We start from the raw sequence: 21,708 nt of genomic DNA on the forward strand, positions 1-21,708 counted from the left end.
TTCGTAGGGTGGATGTCGCTTTTTTCACATCTGCCGTCACGGGCCCGCAGCCACACCATGCCTCAGAACAACCTGAGCGGCTCTTCCTGCAGCGCCGATATCTGTTCGCGCAGGATCAGCACCTGGTCGCCCCAGTACCGTTCGCTGCCAAACCAGGGAAAGCTCATCGGAAAGGCCGGGTCGTCCCAGCGGCGAGCCAGCCAGGCGCTGTAGTGCATCAGCCGCAGGGCGCGCAGCGCCTCGATCAGCGGCAGCTCGCGGGGGGCGAAATCATGGAATTCGTTGTAGCCGTCCACCAGTTCGGCCAGCTGACCAAGACGTTCATGGCGCTCGCCGGCGAGCATCATCCACAGGTCCTGCACCGATGGGCCCATGCGGCAATCATCGAGATCGACCAGATGAAAGGCATCGTCGCGGGCGAGGATGTTGCCCGGGTGGCAATCGCCATGCAGGCGGATCGGGGTGAAGTTGGTGCTGGCGAAGACGTCTTCGACCCGCTTGAGCAGATCGCGTGCCACCGACTCGTAGGCCGGCAGCAGGCTTTTGGGCACGAAGCCGCCTTCCAGCAAGCTGTTCAGTGAATCGTGGCCGAAATTCTGTACGCCCAGCGTTTCGCGATGCTCGAACGGCCGGTTTGCACCTATCGCATGCATCCGCCCCAGCAGCTGGCCGAGACGATAGAGCTGGTCGAGATTGCCCGGCTCCGGCGCGCGGCCTCCTCTACGTGGAAATAGCGCAAAGCGGAAGCCGGCATGCTCGAATAGCGTCGTGCCGTTGCGTTCCAGCGGCGCCACCACCGGCACCTCGTGCTCGACCAGTTCCAGGCTGAACTGGTGCTCCTCGAGAATCGCCTCGTTGCTCCAGCGACCGGGACGGTAGAACTTGGCGATCAGTGGTGTTTCATCTTCGATGCCCACCTGATAGACGCGGTTCTCGTAGCTGTTGAGCGCCAGCACGCGGGCATCGCTGAGATAACCGATGCTTTCCACAGCGTCGAGGACCAGGTCCGGCGTGAGTGTATCGAAGGGATGAGACATGACCGGCTCCGCAGAATAGACCGATCAGTGTATTGCACCGGGGCTTTTAAACAACCGCGCGTCCGCCGCTATCAGTCGCCTGGCTTGGGCGTGCGTGCCAGGCAGTAGACGTCCACTCGCACCGCACCCGCACGCTTGAGCAGTCGCGCCAGCGCCTCGGCTGTCGCACCGGTGGTCAGCACGTCGTCGATCAGCGCCAGATGGCGGCCCTTGATGACGGTACCCGGCGCCAGGCAAAACGCTTGACGCAGATTTCGCCGTCGCGTGGCGGCGTCCAGTTGCTGCTGCGGGGGCGTATCGACGACGCGTTCCAGCAGATGCTCGTCGACCGGCAGTTTCAGCGCGCCGCCCAGCCACTGGGCCAGCATCTGCGCCTGATTGAAGCCGCGTTGGCGCAGGCGTCGGCGGGCCAGCGGCACCGGCACGAGAAGATCAGGCTGCGGCAGCCCGTCGGTGAAGGCGTGCTGCAGATGCAGCCCCAGCCGCTCGCCAAGCAATCGCCCAAACGGCCAGCGCGCCTGATGCTTGAAACGGGTGATCAGCGCATCCACGGGAAAGGTGAAGCGCCAGGGCACCTCGACGTGGTCATAGCTTGGCGGCCTTTTCTGGCATTCGCCGCAGACCAGCCCGTGTGTCGGCAGTGGCACGGCACAGGTTGCACACCGACCATCGAGCCAGGGCAGTTCGGCTTCGCAAGGGCCACACAGTGGGTGACCGTCGCAAGGTTCATCGCACAGCAGGCAGTGCTGTATATTAATTGACCAGTTGTAAACCATGATTCCTTTCCTGGTTGACAGCGTATCGAGCTTGGCTAAACATTCCGCATCCGTGCCAGGCCGCCGAGCCGCTATTAATTACAAGGAATGCCCATGAGTGCCACCTCCGCCTCCATTACGCGTCACGATTGGACCCTCGCCGAGGTCAAGGCGCTCTTCGAGCAACCCTTCAACGATCTGCTGTTCCAGGCGCAGACCGTGCACCGCCAGCACTTCGATGCCAACCGCGTGCAGGTTTCCACGCTGCTCTCGATCAAGACCGGCGCCTGCCCGGAAGACTGCAAGTACTGCCCGCAATCCGGGCACTACAACACCGGCCTCGATAAAGAGAAGCTGATGGAAGTGCAGAAGGTGCTGGAGGCTGCGGCCGAAGCCAAGGCCATCGGCTCGACGCGCTTCTGCATGGGTGCGGCCTGGAAGCACCCGTCGGCCAAGGACATGCCCTACGTGCTGAAGATGGTTGAAGGGGTCAAGGCGATGGGCCTGGAAACCTGCATGACCCTCGGCAAGCTCGATCAGGAGCAGACCAAGGCGCTGGCGGCGGCGGGGCTGGACTACTACAACCACAACCTCGACACCTCGCCGGAGTACTACGGCAACATCATCACCACCCGCACCTATGGCGAGCGTCTGGAAACGCTGAGCTACGTGCGCGAGGCGGGGATGAAGATCTGCTCCGGCGGCATTCTCGGCATGGGCGAGTCGCTGGACGATCGCGCCGGCCTGCTGATCCAGCTGGCCAACCTGCCTGAGCACCCGGAATCGGTGCCGATCAACATGCTGGTCAAGGTCAAGGGCACGCCGCTGGCCGAGGAACAGGACGTCGATCCGTTCGACTTCATCCGCATGCTAGCCGTGGCGCGGATCATGATGCCGAAATCCCATGTGCGGCTGTCCGCCGGTCGCGAGCAGATGAACGAACAGATGCAGGCCCTGGCCTTCTTCGCCGGCGCCAACTCGATCTTCTACGGCGAGAAGCTGCTGACCACCGCCAATCCGCAGGCGGACAAGGACATGCAGCTGTTCGCGCGTCTGGGCATCAAGCCGGAAGAGCGCCACGAGCATGCCGACGAAGTACACCAGGCGGCCATCGAGCAGGCGCTGATCGAACAGCGCGACAGCAAGCTGTTCTACAACGCCGCGGTCTGATGATCGGGTCCGGTGGATGAGTGCGGCATCGGTTGCACGCATCCGCGCTGGCCTGGCCAACCCATTTGCAGGCTGGATGACCCGCGTGTGGTCATCCACCTCCTCTCGGTGTACCCATGAGCTTCGATCTCTCCGCCCGTCTCGCCGAGCGCCGCGCGGCCCATCTCTATCGTCAACGTCCGCTGCTGGAAGCGCCGCAGCAGCCGGAGGTGATGGTCGATGGCGACCGCCTGCTGGCGTTCTGTTCCAACGATTATCTGGGCCTCGCCAATCATCCCGAGGTGATTGACGCCATGCAGCAGGGCGCTGCGAAGTGGGGTGTGGGCGGCGGCGCCTCGCATCTGGTGATCGGCCACAGCACGCCGCATCACCAGCTCGAGGAAGCCCTTGCCGAATTCACCGGCCGACCACGGGCGCTGCTGTTTTCCACCGGTTATATGGCGAATCTGGCTGCGGTGACGGCGCTGGTCGGGCAGGGCGATACGGTGCTGCATGATCGCCTCAATCACGCCTCCCTGCTCGATGCCGGTTTGCTCTCCGGCGCGCGTTTCTCGCGCTACCTGCACAACGATGCCGAAAGCCTCGCCAAGCGCCTGGAGAAAGCCAGCGGCAATACTCTGGTGGTGACCGATGGCGTATTCAGCATGGACGGCGATCTCGCAGAACTGCCGGCGATTTGTGCCACGGCGAAGCAGCGTGGCGCCTGGGTGATGGTCGACGATGCCCATGGCTTCGGCCCGCTGGGTGCGACGGGCGCCGGCATCGTCGAACATTTCGGTCTGGGCATGGATGACGTGCCGGTACTGGTCGGTACGCTGGGCAAGGCGTTTGGCACCGCAGGCGCCTTTGTCGCCGGTAGCGAGGAGCTGATCGAAACGCTGATCCAGTTCGCCCGACCGTACATCTACACCACCAGCCAGCCGCCTGCGGTGGCCTGTGCCACACTCAAAAGCCTGGAGCTTTTACGTAGTGAGGGCTGGCGCCGCGAGCACCTGAACCGGCTGGTGGCGCGTTTCCGCGAAGGCGCGGTGCAGATCGGCCTGACACTGATGGACAGCCCGACACCGATCCAGCCGGTGCTGGTCGGCAGCAGCGAACGGGCGTTGAGGCTGTCGGCATTGCTGCGCGAGCGCGGCATTCTGGTCGGCGCGATTCGCCCACCAACCGTTCCGGCCGGCAGCGCACGGCTGCGGATCACCTTCACGGCGAGCCACAGTGAGGCACAGCTGGCCCGCCTGCTGGAAACGCTGGCCGAGTGCTGGGCCCTGTTGCCCAAGGAGAACGAGGATGCGTGATCGACTGATTCTTCTGCCGGGCTGGGCGTTCAGCTCGGCCGCCCTTGAACCCCTGGCCGAGCTATTGCGCGACCGCGAGCCACGCCTGCAGGTCGACATTGCCCCGCTGCCGACGCTGGATCGCCCCGAGGCCTGGCTCGATGAGCTGGATGCGCGGCTGCCCGTCGACAGCTGGCTCGCCGGTTGGTCGCTTGGCGGCATGCTGGCGACGCAACTGGCCGCGCGGCGCGGCGACAACTGTCCGGGGCTGATCACCCTCTGCAGTAACCCCTGCTTCCGCAGCCGTGACGACTGGCCGACGGCGATGCCTGCCGAAGTGTTCGATGCCTTCGAGGAGGCCTTCCGCCTCGGGCCGGATGACACGCTCAAGCGCTTCAGCCTGCTGTGTAGCCGCAGTGCCTACGATCCGCGCACGCTGGCGCGGCAACTGCAGGTGAGCCTGCTCGAGCAGCCTTCGTCAGTGGCTGCCGCCGGGCTGCGTCTGCTCGCCGAGCTGGACGGCCGCGAGGCGCTGCAAGGTTATGTGGGGCCACAGCTGCATCTGTTCGCCGATGGTGATGCGCTGGTGCCGGCGTCAGCGGCAGATGCGCTGCTGGCCTGTCTGCCGGATGTGGAAGTCGATGTGCTGGCCAATGCCAGTCACGGCCTGCCGCTGGAGCGTGCCGACGACGTGGCGACGGCAATGCTGGCGTTTATGGGTGATGGCGAGGATGACTGAAGCATCGCTCAGCGAGCGTCCGCCGGCGCAGTTGCCTGATAAGCGCCAAGTCGCGGCATCGTTTTCCCGTGCTGCGGGCAGTTACGACAGCGTCGCCGCGCTGCAGCGACAGGTCGGCAATCAATTGCTGGCCCGACTGCCCTCCACTCGGCAACCCGGCCGCTGGCTCGATCTCGGCAGCGGCACCGGCTACTTCTCCCGCGTCCTGGCTGCGGCCTTTCCGGAGGCCGATGGCCTGGCACTGGATATCGCCGAGGGCATGCTGCGCCATGCACGGCCGCAGGGCGGCGCACGGCATTTCGTCACCGGTGACGCCGAGCGGCTGCCGCTGCGTGATGGCACTGTCGACCTGATCTATTCGAGCCTGGCCCTGCAGTGGTGCGAGGATTTCGCCAGCGTGCTGAGCGAAGTGCGGCGGGTGCTGCGTCCGGGCGGCATCTTTGCCTTCACCAGTCTGTGCAGCGGTACCCTGCAGGAGCTGCGGGACAGCTGGCAGGCGGTGGACGGCTTCGCTCACGTCAACCGCTTCCGCTCGCGGGAGGCCTACCAGACGCTGTGTAGGGGCTGCGGTCTTGGATTGGCGAGTCTCGAAGTGCGCCCGGAAGTGCTGCATTTCCCCGATCTGCGCCAGCTGACCCATGAGCTCAAGGCGCTGGGGGCGCACAACCTGAACCCGGGTCGCCCGGATGGACTGACCGGGCGTGCACGCATCCGCGCGCTGGTCGAGGCCTACGAAGGGTTCCGCCGTCCCGAGGGGCTTCCGGCGACCTACCAGGTGATCTACGGCATTCTGCACAAGGAGCCATGATGCATCGCGCTTTCTTCATTGCCGGCACCGATACCGATGTTGGCAAGACCACTATCGCCGCGGGCCTGCTGCATGCAGCGCGCCTGGCGGGGTTGTCCACCGCGGCGGTGAAGCCGGTCGCCTCAGGCTGCGAAAGGACCGAGCAGGGTTTACGTAACAGCGATGCGTTGGCCCTGCTGGCCGAGTGCAGCCTTGCGCTGGACTATGCGACGGTCAACCCGTTCGCGTTCGAGCCGGCCATTGCCCCGCACATAGCCGCCCGCGAAGCGGGTGTCGAACTGACCGCCGCTCGTCTGATCGAGGCCGTGCAACCGGTAATGGCCCGGCAGGCCGGCGTCACTCTGGTCGAGGGCGCGGGAGGCTGGCGAGTCCCGCTGAATGCGCGTGAGTATCTGTCGGCATTGCCAGTGGCGCTGGGGTTGCCGGTTATTCTGGTGGTCGGGGTGCGCCTGGGATGTATTAATCATGCGCTGCTCAGCGCTGAAGCGATTGTCCGCGACGGGTTGGTGCTGGCCGGCTGGGTGGCCAATATCGTCGACCCGGCCACATCGCGCCTGGAGGAAAACCTCGCCACGCTTTCTGAGCTGCTGCCGGCACCCTGTCTTGGTCGGGTGCCCCGTCTCGCTGAGCCGACAGCGCAGCAGGTTGCGCAATACCTCGCTTTGCCCGCGCTGCACCCGGAGTGAGTGGACGCGCACTCTGGCGGCAAGCGTCTTGCGGTACTTGCCGGCATCTGCTTGAATGCTGGCAACCTGATAGCGCGTGGAGTCACCATGCAAATCACCAATAACCTTCTGGGCGCGGGCCTCAGTGCCTACCAGGGCGGTCAGCAGCGCGTCGAGCAGGCCGCTTCTTCCATCGCCTCCGCCAACGCGCCAGTGCTGGGCAACTCCCAGGCGGTCACCGAAATCACCGAGCAGCTGATCCAGTTGAAGGTCGGTGAGCACAGTGCCAAGGCAGGTGCCCGTATGATCCAGAGCGCTGACGAAGTCCTCGGCACGCTGATCGATACCCAGGCCTGATCGCGTACTCCGGCGCTCATCGATTCTCCTTGCTGATTCGAGTCGTCATTCATGCGCTCGGCAGCTTCACTTTTCTCCTTCCTGCATCTTCGTTCCCGCCAGTCAGCTCGGCAGGCGCCGGGCTTGCTGCGTCTTTGCAACATCAGATTTCCTATTCCCGAATTTCGCCAGGCGTGGCTTTCGCTCGACCTGAATTTGGCTGATTCAGCCGATAAGTGGTGCCCTGTTCCGCCCTTGACATCGCTCAGGTCGAAACGTATGTTTCAAACGCCTGTTTGACCCCTCGGGCTGGTAGTCCGACGGTCGAAATCGAATTCAGATGACTGGGTCGCCCGGTCAGCTTGTTACAAGAACTCACCGCTGAGGTTTACGCTATGCCCGACTACAAGGCCCCCTTGCGCGATATCCGTTTCGTACGTGACGAGCTGCTCGGCTACGAAGCGCACTATCAGAGCCTTCCGGGATGTGAAGACGCCACCCCGGACATGGTCAACGCGATTCTCGATGAGGGCGCGAAGTTCTGTGAGCAGGTACTCGCTCCGCTGAATCGCGTCGGCGACATCGAAGGCTGCACCTGGAGCGAGTCGGGCGTGAAGACGCCGACCGGTTTCAAGGAAGCTTACGAGCAGTACGTGGCAGGCGGCTGGCCGAGCCTGGCCCATGACGTCGACCACGGCGGTCAGGGTCTGCCCGAGTCCCTCGGTCTGGCGATCAGCGAAATGATCGGTCAGGCCAACTGGTCCTGGGGCATGTACCCCGGCCTGTCTCATGGCTGCATGAACACCATCGCTACCCACGGTACCGACGATCAGAAGCACACCTATCTGAGCAAGCTTGTGTCCGGCCAGTGGACCGGCACCATGTGCCTGACCGAACCGCACTGCGGTACCGATCTGGGCATGTTGCGCACCAAGGCGGAGCCCCAGGCCGACGGCAGCTACAAGCTGAACGGGACCAAGATCTTCATCTCCTCCGGTGAACACGACATGGCCGAGAACATCGTCCATATCGTTCTGGCTCGCCTGCCCGATGCTCCGGCTGGCACCAAGGGCATCTCCCTGTTCATCGTGCCCAAGTTCCTGCCCAACGCCGAAGGCGAGAAGGGCGAGCGCAACGGTGTGAACTGCGGATCGCTTGAGCACAAGATGGGCATCCACGGCAACGCGACCTGCGTCATGAACTTCGACGGCGCCACCGGTTTTCTGATCGGTCCGCCGAACAAGGGCCTGAACGCGATGTTCACCTTTATGAACACCGCACGTCTGGGTACCGCGCTGCAGGGTCTGGCACATGCCGAGATCGGTTTCCAGGGCGGCATCAAGTACGCTCGTGAGCGCCTGCAGATGCGTGCGCTGAGCGGCCCCAAGGCGCCGGAAAAGCCAGCCGACCCGATCATCGTGCATCCGGACGTGCGTCGCATGCTGTTGACCATGAAGGCGTTCGCCGAGGGCAACCGCGCGATGGTCTACTTCACCGCCAAGCAGGTCGACATCGTCAAGAACAGCCAGGATGAAGAGCAGAAGAAGCAGGCCGACACGCTGCTGGCCTTCCTCACGCCGATCGCCAAGGCGTTCATGACCGAAGTGGGCTTCGAAGCGGCCAACCATGGCGTGCAGATCTACGGTGGTCACGGCTTCATCGCCGAGTGGGGCATGGAGCAGAACGTGCGTGACGCGCGTATTTCCATGCTGTACGAGGGCACCACCGGTATCCAGGCGCTGGACCTGTTGGGCCGCAAGGTGCTGATGACCCAGGGCGAGGCGCTGAAGTCCTTCACCAAGATCGTGCACAAGTTCTGCCAGAACCAGGAAGGCAACGAAGCCATCAAGGAGTTCGTTACCCCCCTGAATCAGCTGAACAAGGAGTGGGGCGAGCTGACCATGAAGATCGGCATGGCCGCCATGAAGGATCGTGAAATGGTCGGTGCGGCGTCGGTCGACTACTGCATGTATTCCGGCTACGCCTGTCTCGCCTATTTCTGGGCTGACATGGCTCGGGTTGCTGCCGAGAAGCTGGCTGAGGGCACCTCCGAGGAGGCGTTCTACAAGGCCAAGCTGCAGACCGCGCGATTCTACTTCCAGCGCATTCTGCCGCGTACCCGCATGCATGTCGACGCCATGCTGTCCGGTGCCGACAACCTGATGCAGATGGCTGAGGAAGACTTCGCTCTCGGTTACTGACGGGTTGAGGTTGTAAAGAAAAGCCGCTGCTTTGCAGCGGCTTTTTTGTGCCCGATCCAGACGTTGTACTGCTTTTGCCGCATCTTCGCCGGTATTTCGGCTGCACAACTGGGAGCAAGAAGGCAAAATGCTAGCTTTTCTCGGCAGCATGCCGGAGTTGCCGTGTCGCGTACCGTCCCGCCTCGCTTCAGCCATTTTCTCGCGCCATTGGCCCTGTTGCTCGGCGGAGAGGTCATCGCGCGTCAGGTTTCGCTGAACGAGTTCTTCACGTCGCTCTATAACGTCCTGCCGACCGTACTGCTGTTGCTCGGCGGTGCGCTTTGCATGATGTACGGCCGCATCCGCGAGCTGTTTCTGCTGCTCTGCGTCTATCTTGCCTATTTCCTCCTCGATATCCACGCCGATCACTACCGGGCACATGGCACTCTGCTGGACGATGCTGCACTGACCTTTCATCTCTGCAGCTTGCTGCTGCCGCTGCTTTACGGCCTGTATGGCGTGTGGCGAGAGCGCAGTCACCTGGCGCAGGACGGCCTGGCCCGTGCCGCCGTGCTGTTTGCCGTCGGCGTCGTCGCCGTGGCGCTGGCAAAGCGGTTTCCGGAAACGTTACATGCCTGGCTGGTGGTGATTCGCTGGCCCGCCTTGCAGGCCGATTGGCTGCAGCTTATCCAGTTGGCGTACCCGGCGTTCCTCGTGGCGCTAGTGTTACTGATCGTCCAGTACCTGCGCCAACCGAGGCCGTCCCACGCGGCGCAGATCATCGCGCTGCTCGGCATTCTGCTGATGCTGCCGCAGACGTTCAGCCGCTATGCCGCCCTCAACATTCTGAGCAGCCATGTACTGCTGATGCTGGTGACGGCAATCGCTCATGAGGCTTATCTCATGGCCTTTCGTGACGAGCTGACCGGCTTGCCTGGGCGTCGCGCTCTGAATGAGCGACTGCAGCGCCTGGGGCGGCAGTACGTGCTGGCGATGGCTGATGTGGACCACTTCAAGCGCTTCAACGATACCTATGGTCACGACGTCGGTGATCAGGTGCTGAAGATGGTTGCCAGCCGGCTGCGCAAGATCGGCGGCGGTGGGCGCGCCTATCGTTATGGCGGTGAGGAATTCACTCTGGTATTTCCTGGGCACAGTATCGAGGAGTGCCTGCCGCACCTCGAGGCGGTACGCCAGTCGGTGGAGGCTTATGCCCTGCAGCTGCGTGACGCAGACAATCGGCCGAAGGATGATCGTCGCGGCCGTATGGCCCGGGGAGCGGCGTCGGCAAACCAGGTCTCGGTGACCATCAGCATCGGAGTGGCGGAGCGACAAGGCGAGCAGCGCAGTCCGGAAGAGGTGATCAAGGCCGCCGACCAAGCGCTGTACGGTGCAAAAAAAGCAGGAAGAAACTGTTCGCGAGTGCATGGCAGTGGCCGCGGCGCGGTGCGCATGGCCGAGCATTCGCGTTAGGGTTGCATCGGTATTGATAGTGACTGGTCAAAACTATCTGGTCATAAAAAGACGCTTAATCCTGTCCTGGTTATTCGGTTAGACTCGCTGGAAACGGCCCATAGTGGCCGCAACCCAGTGTCTTGCGAGGAACCTTGCCATGGCTGACTACCAAGCGCCGCTGCGCGACATGCGTTTTGTCCTGAATGAAGTCTTCGACGCGCCGAAACTCTGGCAGTCGCTGCCAGCGCTAGCCGAAGTGGTCGATGCCGAGACGGCCGATGCAATTCTCGAGGAAGCTGGCAAGATCACCGCCAACAGCATCGCGCCGCTCAACCGCAGCGGTGACGAAGAAGGCTGCCGCTGGGACGCCGGGGCGGTTTCTACGCCCGCCGGCTACCGCGAGGCTTATCAGCTATACGCCGAAGGCGGCTGGGTCGGTGTCGGTGGCGATCCGGCGTTCGGCGGGATGGGTATGCCCAAGGTCATCTCGGCTCAGGTTGAGGAGATGATGAACTCCGCCAGCCTGGCCTTCGGCCTCTATCCGATGCTGACGTCCGGCGCCTGCCTGTCGATCTACGCGCACGCCAGCGAGGAGCTCAAGCAGAAGTACCTGCCGAACATGTATGCCGGTGTCTGGTCCGGCTCCATGTGTCTGACCGAACCTCATGCCGGTACCGACCTCGGCATTATCCGCACCAAGGCCGAGCCGCAGGCAGACGGCTCCTACAAGATCAGCGGCACCAAGATATTCATCACCGGCGGCGAGCATGACCTGACCGAGAACATCATCCACCTGGTGCTGGCCAAGCTGCCGGATGCGCCAGCTGGCTCCCGCGGCATCTCGTTGTTCCTGGTGCCGAAGGTGATGGTCAACGAGGACGGCACCCTGGGTGAGCGCAACTCGCTGTCCTGCGGTTCCATCGAGCACAAGATGGGTATCCAGGCCTCGGCGACCTGCGTGATGAACTTCGACGGTGCCACCGGCTGGATGGTCGGCGAGCCGAACAAGGGCCTCGCAGCGATGTTCACCATGATGAACTACGAGCGTCTGGGCGTCGGTATTCAGGGGCTGTCGACTGGCGAGCGCTCCTATCAGAGCGCCATCGAGTATGCCCGCGAGCGTATCCAGAGCCGCGCACCGACCGGACCGATTGCGCAGGAAAAGGCAGCCGATCCGATCATCGTGCATCCGGATGTGCGCCGCATGCTGCTGACCATGAAGGCGCTGAACGAGGGTGGTCGCGCGTTCTCCAGCTATGTCGCGCTGCAGCTCGATATCGCCAAGTTCAGTGACGACGACGAGGCGCGGCTGCGAGCCGAGGCGCAGGTGGCGCTGCTGACACCGGTAGCCAAGGCCTTCCTCACTGACATGGGGCTGGAAACCACGGTACATGGCCAGCAGATTTTCGGCGGCCATGGCTTCATCCGCGAGTGGGGCCAGGAGCAGCTGGTGCGTGACTGCCGCATTACTCAGATCTACGAGGGCACCAACGGCATTCAAGCGCTGGACCTGGTTGGGCGCAAGATCGTCGGCAGTGGTGGCACCATGTATCAGGCCTTCGTCGATGAAATTCGCGCATTCATCGCTGATGCCGGTCCGGAGCTGGCGGAGTTCACCGAGCCCCTCAAGGCTGCCATGGACAATCTGGATGAGCTGACTGCCTGGGTCATCGACCAGGCCAAGGTGAATCCGAACGAAATCGGCGCCGCCTCGGTGGAGTACCTGCACGTGTTCGGCTACACCGCTTATGCGTACATGTGGGCACGCATGGCGGCGGCGGCATTCGCCAAACAGGATGAAGGCGACTTCTACCAGAGCAAGCTGGGAACCGCGCGTTTCTACTTTGCTCGCCTGTTGCCGCGAATTCATTCGCTGAGCGCTTCGGTCAAGGCCGGAAGCGAGTCGCTGTACCTGCTTGATGCTGCTCAATTCTGAGAAGCCGCGGCTTAATCTAAAGGCAATATGAAATTATTTGGCCATGACGCGGAACGATTAAGCCGCCCTTCAGGTCATAAAAACCGCACCATGTAAGCCTGGACTTACAGCACTGCATCAAGGATGACGCGATGTAGGAAAAGGCTTACAAGGCGTGATGCACAATGGCTACTACAGGCTCACAAGGTCTGACGGTAATCTACTGCTTAAGGACGTGGCGCATGGAAAGCGCAAATCAATAAAACGGACCACACAGGGAGCGGCGCCAGGATGGCGCGCGATCATGGATGTCAGGATTCAGTCTGCAGAGCCCCGCTTCGGCGGGGTTTTTCTTTTCTGCTTAGTTCTTATGCCAGCAGTCAGCCATTCAGGCGGCCTTGCGACCGCTTAGGCTTAGCCCGACTGCCCCGGCATCAATTCGGCAGGCACACACCGGTCCCACCAAGCCCGCAATATCCCCCAGGATTCTTTGCCAGATACTGCTGGTGATAGGCCTCTGCGTAGTAGAACGGCGGTGCATCGTCTATCTCGGTGGTGATGGCCGGAAAGCCCGCTGCGCTTAGTTGCCGCTGGAAACATTCACGGCTTGCCTCTGCCTCGCGGCGCTGCTGTGCATCCATGCAGTAGATCGCCGAACGGTACTGGCTGCCGGCATCGTTACCCTGCCGCATCCCCTGGGTCGGGTTGTGTGCCTCCCAAAAAACGCGTAGCAGCGTGCCGTATTCGATCTGCTGAGGATCGAAGACCACCAGTACCGCCTCCGTATGCCCGGTTAGCCCGGAACAGACTTCATCGTACGTCGGGTTCGGGGTCAGGCCTCCGGCATAGCCGACAGCCGTCGTCCAGACTCCCGGCTGCTCCCAAAACCGCCGTTCCGCTCCCCAGAAGCAGCCCATGCCAAACACCGCCTGGCAAAGCCCTGCTGGAAAGGGTGGCTGCAGCGGGTTGCCATTGACGTAGTGGGCGGGGGGGACCGGTATGGGTGTCGAGCGGCCGGGCAAGGCCTGCTCGGCGGTGGGCAGTGCCTGTTTGTTGATCAGAATCTGCGAGCGTAGCGACATGCGAGCCTCGAGCGGGGAAGGTGGCTGACGAGCTAGGCTACAAAAGCCCGGGAGTCAGTGAAAGCGCCACGGCTACCACGCGTCGCAGAGTTCTGCGCAAACGACTGGCGCTCAGCACCATTGGGGATAGCGGCGCAGAGCCTCGGTCAGGATGTTGCCGGGGATCGGCTTGTCGAACAGGTAGCCCTGACCGATATCACAGCGATGACGACGCAGGAATTTCAGCTGCTCCGGTGTTTCGATTCCTTCAGCGACGACCTTCAGGTGCAGCTTGCGGGCCATGGCGATCACTGCCGAGGTGATCTCCACGTCGTCTTGGTTGCCCGGGATGTCCTTGATAAAGCTGCGATCGATCTTGATCACGTCGATGGGGAATTTCTTCAGGTAGCTAAGTGAGGAATACCCAGTGCCGAAGTCGTCCATGGCAAGCGTCAGGCCGAGCGCCTTGAGGCCGATCAGCTGCTGTCGGGTTTCCTCGGTGGCTTCGAGCAGGAGGCTTTCTGTCAGCTCCAGCTCCAGCTGCGCGGCGGGAAGTTGCTCTTCGAGCAGAATTGCGGCGATCGTGCCAAGCAGATCAGGATCCGAGAACTGCTTGGGTGAAAGGTTGATTGCGATCTGGGGTGTGCCAAGGCCTAGCGCGGAAAGGGTGACGCCCATCCGGCAAGCTTCCCGCGCGACCCACTTGCCGATCGGGATGATCAGCCCGGTTTCTTCCGCGACGCTGATGAACTGATCCGGGCGGATCATGCCCTTTTCCGGATGGTTCCAGCGCAGCAGCGCTTCCAGCCCCTGCAGCCGGCCGGTATGCAGGCATAGCTTGGGCTGGTAGAACACCTCCAACTCGTTCTGCAGCAGCGCACGGCGCAGGTTGTTCTCGACGAACAGCTTGTAGTTGGCTTCGGCATGCAGGGCTTCGGTAAATATCTGCACCTGGTTCTTGCCGTTCGCCTTGGCCTTGTGCAGCGCTTGCCCGGCATGCTTCATCAGCGTTTCCGGGTCACGCCCGTGCTGGGGCGAGCACGCCAGCCCCAGGGACCCGCTGACGCTGATCAGCTGCTTGTCGACGAATAGCGGCTTATCGAGGATGCGCAGCACCTGGTCTGCCAGGCGGACGCCTTCATCCAGTCCCTTGTCATCGAACAGCAGGGCGAACTCGTTGCTGGCAAAGCGTGCCAGTACGGCCTGCTGGCTGAGTCCGTTGCGCAGTCGCCGGGCAAGGCTGGTGAGTAGCTTGTCGCCGGTCTGGTGGCCGAGGCTGTCGTTGATGCGCTTGAAGTTGTCGATGTCCACCAGCAACAGGCAGAGCCTGGGCTCGGCCCCGGCGGCAAAGCGCTCCTCGATGCTGCGAATGAAGTACGGGCGATTGCCCAGGTTGGTCAGGTTGTCGGTATAGGCCAGACGCTCGATATGCTGATGCGCCAGTTTGCTGCGGGTGATGTCCTCGTAGATGCCGATGTAGTGGGTCAGCGCGCCTTCTTCATTGAAGACCTTGGAGATGGAAAGCTGACCCCAGTACGGCTCGAGGTTCTTGCGTCGGGAGCGGAACTCGCCCTGCCAACTGTTGCTGTGGGCAAGTACCGAAGATGTGTCGAACAGCAGCTCGCCGAGGTTTTCCAGAGCCTTCAGATCGGCCAGACGCTGACCGCGTACCTCGGCTGAGGAAAACTGGCTGATGACGGTGAATGCCGGATTCACATATTCCACCCGGCCTTCTCGGTCGACCAGGATGAAGGCGCTGGCGCTCTGTTCGACGGCGCGCTGGAACAGGCCGAGCATATGGGTTGCGCTGAGCCGCTGCTGATTGGCCAGCACCTGCGCATACTGATCGGCCAGCTCGCCGGCGAAGGCGATCTCGTCGGCCTGCCATGCGCGCGGTTTGCCTGTGTGTTGCAGGCTGAGAACGCCGATTACCTCCCCACCGACTCGAATGCTGGCGTCCAGGATCGAGCGAACTCCCTGCGGACGATAGATAAGCTGGTCAAGTTCGCAGGTGCGGTGATCCTGGGACACGTCCTGCGCATCGACGGCGCGACCGCTCTGCAGCGCCTGCAAGTAGCGGGGAAAGGGTGCGAGTTCCAGGGCTGAGGGCGTTTCGTAATGGTCGCTGTCGAGTCGGTAGCACGACACTGGCTCCAGGCGCGTGCCGTCCAGATGCCAGATTGTCGCGCGGTTCAGCTCGTAGACTTCGCAGGCGGCCTGGGTGATCAGCTGTGCCGCTTCCAGTTCCGGATTGGCGGAGCCGTAGCGATGCCGAGCCAGCCTGACGATCAGGCTCTGCTGTGTGCGCGAGCGCAGCATGTGCTCGATGTGTTCGTCCTGGGCTTGCTGATGTTGCTGCAGCGCCGTGCGCAGTCGGGCGTTCTGCGCCCTGAGATCCTGATCCGATTCAGGCTGGCGTCCGGGCATCAGATAGCCCCTGAGCAGCTCGCGACCATACTGCTGGCAAACTTCGCCGAGTTCGGTGATGTCCTGCACGCCGTCAGGCGTGTGCAGTCGATAGCTGACTGAATAGTGGCTGCGGCCTGTCAGCTGTTGCTGAATCTCTTCGTGTAGCTGGTGACGGACGCTGGGCTCCATCAGGCTGGCGTAGGGGGCGTCGACCAGGGAGCAAAGGTCGCCGGCGGAAACACCGAGATAACGCTCGCAAGCGGGGTCGAGAAACAGCAGTGTCCAGCTGGACTCGTTCAAGCGCTCGAAACGCAGCATGCCGAGCCGTGAAGGCACTGGCAACTGCGTCACAACCTCGGTCGCCAGACGGCTGGCGGCATCGGTATGTATTTTCATCGAGCGGTTGGCTTCCAGTATGCTCCACGGAGTCGGGCTGGCCTGTGCTCCAGGCGCCGTTCCAGCGAAGGACGATGGCTAAATAATATTAATTTCGGCAAGGGTGCATCATGCGACAGGGACTGACAAGTCGGCTTGCAAAGTTAGTGATGGTCTCGGTTCTCTGCGTGATCGGAACACCTCTGATCGCGAGTGAAGTGGTGGAGTTCGGCTCGGATGAGTCGGCTCGCTATCTCACTGAATTGAAAAAGCTTTATCTCACCAGCAGCGATCGCGAAGCGCTGCTCGCGCATAGTAACGGATTGCTCGATACCTACGCATTGCGAGCGGGTTATCAGGTTGGTCAGGCCAATCCGCAGGACTTTCTCTACGAGCTGAGCGTGGCCTCTCCTGGCGAGTTGCGCATACGCGAGGAAGTCCGCAGCAGCAGCGGCGGTGTTGCCGTGCGCAACCGCAGTCTGTCGGTATTCGGGCTTGATCCCTACCTGCAATATCAGTGTCCTGCGCAAGGGTTCAGTTGTTCGATCAGCAGCCCCATCGACGGCCTGCCCTTGTTGGTCATTCTGCGCGACCCTCAGGGTGCCGAAGAGCTGGCCAAGGCATTGTCTTTTCTGATTCGTAATCTGCAGAAGGGTTGACGCAGCAGTTGGTGCCGTGATCCCTGCACAATAGAAAACGCCGCATCTTCTTCAGAGGATGCGGCGTTTTTCGTTTGGCTCAGCCGTTACAGCAGCAGCGTGCGGATATCCGCCAGCAGCTCCGACAGCCGTTTGGTGAAGCGTGCGGCAGCAGCCCCGTTGATCACACGGTGATCGTAGGACAGCGAGAGCGGCAGCATCAGGCGCGGCTCGAATGCCTTGCCGTCCCAGACTGGCTGCATCGTCGCCTTGGATACCCCGAGAATCGCCACTTCCGGCGCGTTGACGATCGGCGTGAAGCCGGTGCCGCCAATGTGGCCAAGGCTGGAAATGGTGAAGCAGGCACCCTGCATGGCGTCAGGCGAGAGCTTCTTGCTGCGCGCTTTCTCTGCCAGCTCGGCCGCTTCGCCAGCCAACTGCAGCAAACTCTTCTGATCCACGTTCTTGATCACCGGGACCATCAGGCCATCCGGCGTATCCACAGCGAAGCCGATGTGCACGTACTTCTTGCGGATCAGTGCCTTGCCGCTTGGCGCCAGCGAGCTATTGAAGTCCGGCAGCTCCTTGAGCAGGTGCGCACACGCCTTTAGCAACAACGGCAGCACGGTGAGCTTGACGCCGGCCTTCTCGGCGGCAGCCTTCTGGGAGACGCGGAAGGCCTCCAGTTCGGTAATGTCGGCCGATTCGAACTGGGTCACGTGCGGTACGTTCAGCCAGCTGCGGTGCAGGTTGGCTGCGCCGATCTGCATCAGGCGCGACATCGCGACTTCTTCGACTTCGCCGAACTTGCTGAAGTCCACGGCCGGGATCGGCGGAATGCCGGATCCGCCCGAGGAGCCTTCGGCCAGAGCCTGCTTGGCCTTGTGCAGCATGTTCTTGACGTAGGCCTGGACATCTTCCTTGAGAATCCGACCCTTGGGACCGGTGGCCGGAACATCGGCCAGGTCGACGCCGTACTCGCGCGCGGTCATGCGTACCGCCGGCCCGGCGTGAACCTTTGTGCCGGCCTTGCTCGGACCGCTGACGGCCGGAGCCGGCGTCGCCGCGGCCTTCGCCTCCGGTACGCCCTGCTTGTTCGGAGCGACGGCCTGCTGCTGGGAAGCGGCCTCCTGCGGCCTGCTCTCGGCCTTTTTCGCGGGCGCCGAGCCCTGGACCTTGAGGGTCAGGATCAGGTCACCAGTCTTGGCATCGTCACCCACCTTGATCGACAGCGACTCCACCACGCCCGCCTTGGGCGCCGGAATTTCCATGCTGGCCTTGTCGGATTCCAAGGTGATCAGCGACTGGTCCGCCTCGACGCTGTCGCCAGCCTTGATCATGACTTCGATGACCTTGGCGCTGCCGCTGGAGCCGATGTCCGGAATACGAACCTCCTCCACGGACTCGCCTGCAGTTTCGGCCGGTGCTTCTGCGGCCTGCTCGGTCAGTTTCTCCTTGGCCGGGCTTTGTGGCTGGCTGTCCGGAGCACTGGCCGCTGCCGGCTTGCTCGAGGCGGTACCCTTGAGGATCAGGATCAGATCGCCGGTACCGACTTCGTCGCCCACCTTGACCGAAATGCTCTCGACTACGCCAGCGGCTGGAGAGGGGATCTCCATGCTGGCCTTGTCGGACTCGAGAGTGATCAGCGGTTGCTCGGCGGCGATGGTATCGCCGGCCTTCACTGAAATCTCGATCACGCTGGCCTTGCCGGAGGAGCCGATGTCCGGAACCTTGATTTCCTGCGACTCGCCTTCCTCGGCGGAGGCCGAAGGCTTGTCATCTCCCGGAGGCGTAGGTGCTTCGGTTTCATCAGTCGGGCCGCCAGTGCTGGCAGCGGCAGGCTCGGCTGCGGCTTGCGCTGGCGCTTCGCTGTCAGTTCCTTCTTCGCTTTCCAGCTCGAGTAGCTCATCACCTTCTTTCAGGCGATCGCCGAGCTTGACCTTCAAAGCCTTCACGACGCCAGTCTTGGGTGCCGGGATTTCCATGCTGGCCTTGTCGGACTCCAGCGTCAGGATGCTCTGGTCCGCTTCGATACGATCGCCGACCTTGACGAACAACTCAATTACTTCACCCTCACCGCTGCCGATGTCGGGTACGCGTATGGTTTCACTCACAATAGGTTCTCCTGTGCGCACGCAGCATCAGCAATCCAGCGGATTGCGCTTCTCGGGGTCGATACCGAACTCGGTGATGGCATTGGCCACCACGGTGCGTTCGATGGCGCCGCGATCGGCGAGTGCCTGCAGTGCCGCGACGGCAACCCAGCGGCGGTCGACTTCGAAGAAGTCACGCAGCTTGGCGCGCGAGTCGCTGCGGCCGAAGCCGTCAGTGCCGAGCACCTGGTATTCGCGCGACGGAACCCACTGACGAATCTGATCGGCGAACAGCTTCATGTAGTCGGTCGAGGCCACTACCGGGCCTTCGCGGCCTTCCAGACACTGCTCGACGTAGCTCTTGCGCGGCTCCTCGGTCGGATGCAGACGGTTCCAGCGGTCGACCGCCAGGCCGTCGCGGCGCAGCTCGTTGAAGCTGGTTACGCTCCAGACGTCGGCGCCGACGCCCATCTTGGCGAGGATGTCCACCGCAGCACGCACTTCACGCAGGATGGTGCCGGAACCCAGCAGCTGTACGCGGTGCTTGAAGTCGCCCCTGGCTTCCTCGAGCAGGTACATGCCCTTGATGATGCCGTCCTCGACACCCTGCGGCATGGCCGGCTGCTGGTAGTTCTCGTTCATCACGGTGATGTAGTAGTAGACGCTCTTCTGCAGCTCCATCATCTCGTGCATGCCGTGATGCATGATCACCGCGAGCTCGTAGCCGTAGGTGGGGTCATAGCTGCGGCAGTTGGGGATGGTGCTGGCGAGGATGTGGCTATGGCCGTCCTCGTGCTGCAGGCCTTCGCCGTTCAGGGTGGTGCGTCCGGAGGTGCCACCGAGCAGGAAACCACGGGTCTGGGCATCGCCGGCCGCCCAAGCCAGGTCGCCAATCCGCTGGAAGCCGAACATCGAATAGAAGATGTAGACCGGCAGCATCGGCTGGTTGTAGTTGCTGTAGGCGGTACCCGCCGCGATGAATGAGGAGAAGGCACCCGCTTCGTTCAGGCCTTCCTGCAGGATTTGACCATCCTTTTCTTCGCGGTAATACATCACCTGGTCGCGGTCGACCGGCTCGTACAGCTGCCCCACCGGGGAGTAGATGCCCAGCTGACGGAACATGCCTTCCATGCCGAAGGTGCGGGCCTCGTCGGCGAGGATCGGCACGATGCGCTTGCCGAGATCCTTGTCCTTCACCAGCTGCGAGAGAATCCGGCCGAAGGCCATGGTGGTGGAAATCTCGCGATCACCGGAACCGTCGAGCACGGCTTTGAGGGTGTCCAGCGGCGGCGTCGGGATGCTGAAGCTCTTCGGCCGGCGCTGCGGCAGCGAGCCACCGAGTTTCTCGCGGCACTTGCGCAGGTAGCGCATCTCGGCGCTGTCTTCGGCCGGGCGGTAGAACGGCAGTTCTTCGAGCTGCGAATCGTTGACCGGGATGTCGAAGCGGTCGCGGAATTTCTTCAGGCTGTCGATATCGACTTTCTTGGTGTTGTGGGCGATGTTCTTCGCCTCTCCGGCACCGGTGCCGTAGCCCTTGATGGTCTTGGCCAGGATGACTGTCGGCTGGCCCTTGTGGTTGACCGCCTGGTGGTAAGCGGCATAGACCTTGTACGGATCGTGGCCGCCGCGGTTGAGCTTCCAGACTTCCTCGTCGGACATGCTCTCGACACGCTTGAGCAGCTCAGGGTCGGCACCGAAGAAATGCTTGCGCACATAGGCGCCGTCTTTGGCCTTGTAGTTCTGGTATTCGCCGTCGATGGCTTCGTCCATGCGGCGCTGCATGCGGCCGTCTTCGTCGGCGGCGAACAGTGGGTCCCACAGGCGGCCCCAGACGACCTTGTTGACGTTCCAGTTGGCGCCTTTGAATACGCCTTCCAGCTCCTGGATGATCTTGCTGTTGCCGCGTACCGGACCGTCCAGACGCTGCAGGTTGCAGTTGATGACGAACACCAGGTTGTCGAGATTTTCACGGCCGGCCAGGGAAATGGCGCCGAGGGTTTCCGGCTCGTCGCACTCGCCGTCACCGATGAAGCACCAGACGCGCTGCTTGCCTTTCGGGATGAAGCCGCGGTTTTCCAGGTACTTCATGAAGCGTGCCTGGTAGATCGCAGTGATCGGGCCGAGACCCATGGACACGGTCGGGAACTGCCAGAAGTCCGGCATCAGGTGCGGATGCGGGTAGCTCGACAGGCCCTGTCCGTCCACTTCCTGGCGGAAGTTGAGCATCTGGTCTTCGCTCAGGCGGCCTTCGAGGAAGGCGCGGGCGTAAATGCCAGGGGAGGCATGCCCCTGATAGTAGATCAGGTCGCCGCCGTGCTCTTCCGTTGGGGCCTGGAAGAAATAGTTGAAACCGATGTCGTAGAGGGTCGCGCTGGAAGCGAAGGTGGAGATGTGCCCACCCAGATCCGGATCCTTGAGGTTGGCGCGCATCACCATCGCCAGTGCGTTCCAGCGGACCAGGGAGCGAATACGGCGCTCCATGAACAGGTCGCCAGGCATCTTGGCTTCGCGGGTGACGGGGATGGTATTGCGGTACGGCGTGGTGATGCCGTAGGGCAGGGGGGTGCCGCTACGTGTGGCCAGTTCACCCATCCGGGTCATCAGGTAGTGAGCGCGGTCTTCACCCTCGCGGTCGAGGACGGACTCGAGGGCGTCCAGCCATTCCTGGGTTTCGACGGGATCGAGATCTTGCATGGCTTGCTCCATGGCGGAAAGGCTTCCAGAATCGGTTGCCTGTTCGCGACCGGCTTTGTGGGCCGGTGCGTGTAATGTTCTTGGACGAGTGCCGGGGGTAGGAC

Annotated in this window: 16 protein-coding genes; 10 read left to right on the forward strand and 6 right to left on the reverse strand. The window is 62.4% G+C overall.

What is annotated here, in order from left to right; translation table 11 throughout:
• Window positions 1-62 precede the first annotated feature (62 nt).
• Window positions 63-1,037: a serine/threonine protein kinase gene (locus tag RT582_RS12800; RefSeq protein WP_102832227.1), complete on the reverse strand. Its 975-nt coding sequence runs from the start codon at window positions 1,035-1,037 to the stop codon at window positions 63-65.
• A 71-nt stretch (window positions 1,038-1,108) separates the two neighbouring features.
• A complete protein-coding gene (locus tag RT582_RS12805) occupies window positions 1,109-1,813 on the reverse strand; it encodes a ComF family protein (protein WP_102832226.1) in 705 nt (234 codons plus the stop codon).
• A gap of 93 nt (window positions 1,814-1,906) precedes the next feature.
• On the opposite strand from RT582_RS12805, the gene bioB reads away from it, so the two are divergent.
• The 9 genes from bioB (at window position 1,907) to RT582_RS12850 (ending at window position 12,355) form a co-directional block, all read left to right on the forward strand.
• Entirely contained in the window at window positions 1,907-2,962 is a 1,056-nt protein-coding gene (bioB, locus tag RT582_RS12810; protein ID WP_090520985.1) for a biotin synthase BioB, read from the forward strand.
• Window positions 2,963-3,078: 116 nt separating this feature from the next.
• The gene (gene bioF, locus RT582_RS12815) at window positions 3,079-4,257 is read left to right on the forward strand and encodes an 8-amino-7-oxononanoate synthase (RefSeq protein ID WP_102832225.1); all 1,179 of its coding nucleotides are present in this window, start codon (window positions 3,079-3,081) and stop codon (window positions 4,255-4,257) included.
• Window positions 4,250-4,975, forward strand: a complete 726-nt coding sequence (locus RT582_RS12820) for an alpha/beta fold hydrolase (protein WP_042921896.1) — start codon at window positions 4,250-4,252, stop codon at window positions 4,973-4,975. Before bioF ends, RT582_RS12820 begins: the two co-directional genes overlap by 8 nt.
• Entirely contained in the window at window positions 4,968-5,783 is an 816-nt protein-coding gene (gene bioC, locus RT582_RS12825) for a malonyl-ACP O-methyltransferase BioC (protein WP_014818866.1), read from the forward strand. The genes RT582_RS12820 and bioC overlap by 8 nt, the downstream gene beginning before the upstream one ends.
• Window positions 5,783-6,469: a dethiobiotin synthase gene (bioD, locus tag RT582_RS12830; RefSeq protein ID WP_313477673.1), complete on the forward strand. Its 687-nt coding sequence runs from the start codon at window positions 5,783-5,785 to the stop codon at window positions 6,467-6,469. The genes bioC and bioD overlap by 1 nt, the downstream gene beginning before the upstream one ends.
• Window positions 6,470-6,556: 87 nt before the next feature.
• Window positions 6,557-6,805, forward strand: coding sequence for a hypothetical protein (locus tag RT582_RS12835; RefSeq protein WP_014818868.1), 249 nt, complete (start codon window positions 6,557-6,559; stop codon window positions 6,803-6,805).
• A gap of 374 nt (window positions 6,806-7,179) precedes the next feature.
• Window positions 7,180-8,985 (forward strand): phenylacyl-CoA dehydrogenase, encoded by a 1,806-nt coding sequence (locus RT582_RS12840; RefSeq protein WP_023445082.1) that lies wholly within the window; start codon window positions 7,180-7,182, stop codon window positions 8,983-8,985.
• Window positions 8,986-9,147: 162 nt separating this feature from the next.
• Window positions 9,148-10,437, forward strand: a complete 1,290-nt coding sequence (locus RT582_RS12845) for a GGDEF domain-containing protein (RefSeq protein WP_046617611.1) — start codon at window positions 9,148-9,150, stop codon at window positions 10,435-10,437.
• 139 nt (window positions 10,438-10,576) lie between these two features.
• On the forward strand, window positions 10,577-12,355 hold the full coding sequence (locus RT582_RS12850; protein ID WP_313477675.1) for an acyl-CoA dehydrogenase C-terminal domain-containing protein: 1,779 nt from the start codon (window positions 10,577-10,579) through the stop codon (window positions 12,353-12,355).
• 413 nt (window positions 12,356-12,768) lie between these two features.
• Here the strand turns inward: RT582_RS12850 and msrA are convergent, their stop codons facing one another.
• Window positions 12,769-13,416 carry a peptide-methionine (S)-S-oxide reductase MsrA gene (gene msrA / locus RT582_RS12855; protein ID WP_313477678.1) on the reverse strand — a complete coding sequence of 216 codons (648 nt, stop codon included), beginning with the start codon at window positions 13,414-13,416 and terminating at the stop codon, window positions 12,769-12,771.
• A 111-nt stretch (window positions 13,417-13,527) separates the two neighbouring features.
• Window positions 13,528-16,200 (reverse strand): bifunctional diguanylate cyclase/phosphodiesterase, encoded by a 2,673-nt coding sequence (locus RT582_RS12860; RefSeq protein ID WP_023445086.1) that lies wholly within the window; start codon window positions 16,198-16,200, stop codon window positions 13,528-13,530.
• 149 nt (window positions 16,201-16,349) lie between these two features.
• Between RT582_RS12860 and RT582_RS12865 the strand changes: the two genes are divergently transcribed.
• Window positions 16,350-16,838 (forward strand): hypothetical protein, encoded by a 489-nt coding sequence (locus RT582_RS12865; RefSeq protein WP_103456084.1) that lies wholly within the window; start codon window positions 16,350-16,352, stop codon window positions 16,836-16,838.
• A gap of 86 nt (window positions 16,839-16,924) precedes the next feature.
• On the opposite strand, the gene aceF is transcribed toward RT582_RS12865, so the two are convergent.
• A complete protein-coding gene (aceF, locus tag RT582_RS12870) occupies window positions 16,925-18,931 on the reverse strand; it encodes a dihydrolipoyllysine-residue acetyltransferase (RefSeq protein WP_313477679.1) in 2,007 nt (668 codons plus the stop codon).
• 27 nt (window positions 18,932-18,958) lie between these two features.
• Window positions 18,959-21,604 carry a pyruvate dehydrogenase (acetyl-transferring), homodimeric type gene (gene aceE, locus RT582_RS12875; RefSeq protein ID WP_228208095.1) on the reverse strand — a complete coding sequence of 882 codons (2,646 nt, stop codon included), beginning with the start codon at window positions 21,602-21,604 and terminating at the stop codon, window positions 18,959-18,961.
• Window positions 21,605-21,708 lie beyond the last annotated feature (104 nt).

It is taken from the genome of Stutzerimonas kunmingensis, assembly GCF_032106285.1.
Lineage (GTDB): Bacteria > Pseudomonadota > Gammaproteobacteria > Pseudomonadales > Pseudomonadaceae > Stutzerimonas > Stutzerimonas kunmingensis_B.

What these genes read in the sequence shown, in the direction of transcription:
- bioB (WP_090520985.1), top strand. Translation starts at nt 1,907, where the DNA reads ATGAGTGCCACCTCCGCCTCCATTACGCGTCACGATTGGACCCTCGCC.
- aceE (WP_228208095.1), bottom strand. Translation starts at nt 21,604, where the DNA reads ATGCAAGATCTCGATCCCGTCGAAACCCAGGAATGGCTGGACGCCCTC.
- RT582_RS12860 (WP_023445086.1), bottom strand. Translation starts at nt 16,200, where the DNA reads ATGAAAATACATACCGATGCCGCCAGCCGTCTGGCGACCGAGGTTGTG.
- bioC (WP_014818866.1), top strand. Translation starts at nt 4,968, where the DNA reads ATGACTGAAGCATCGCTCAGCGAGCGTCCGCCGGCGCAGTTGCCTGAT.
- RT582_RS12865 (WP_103456084.1), top strand. Translation starts at nt 16,350, where the DNA reads ATGGTCTCGGTTCTCTGCGTGATCGGAACACCTCTGATCGCGAGTGAA.
- RT582_RS12805 (WP_102832226.1), bottom strand. Translation starts at nt 1,813, where the DNA reads ATGGTTTACAACTGGTCAATTAATATACAGCACTGCCTGCTGTGCGAT.
- RT582_RS12800 (WP_102832227.1), bottom strand. Translation starts at nt 1,037, where the DNA reads ATGTCTCATCCCTTCGATACACTCACGCCGGACCTGGTCCTCGACGCT.
- bioF (WP_102832225.1), top strand. Translation starts at nt 3,079, where the DNA reads ATGAGCTTCGATCTCTCCGCCCGTCTCGCCGAGCGCCGCGCGGCCCAT.
- RT582_RS12835 (WP_014818868.1), top strand. Translation starts at nt 6,557, where the DNA reads ATGCAAATCACCAATAACCTTCTGGGCGCGGGCCTCAGTGCCTACCAG.
- RT582_RS12850 (WP_313477675.1), top strand. Translation starts at nt 10,577, where the DNA reads ATGGCTGACTACCAAGCGCCGCTGCGCGACATGCGTTTTGTCCTGAAT.
- msrA (WP_313477678.1), bottom strand. Translation starts at nt 13,416, where the DNA reads ATGTCGCTACGCTCGCAGATTCTGATCAACAAACAGGCACTGCCCACC.
- RT582_RS12840 (WP_023445082.1), top strand. Translation starts at nt 7,180, where the DNA reads ATGCCCGACTACAAGGCCCCCTTGCGCGATATCCGTTTCGTACGTGAC.
- bioD (WP_313477673.1), top strand. Translation starts at nt 5,783, where the DNA reads ATGCATCGCGCTTTCTTCATTGCCGGCACCGATACCGATGTTGGCAAG.
- RT582_RS12820 (WP_042921896.1), top strand. Translation starts at nt 4,250, where the DNA reads ATGCGTGATCGACTGATTCTTCTGCCGGGCTGGGCGTTCAGCTCGGCC.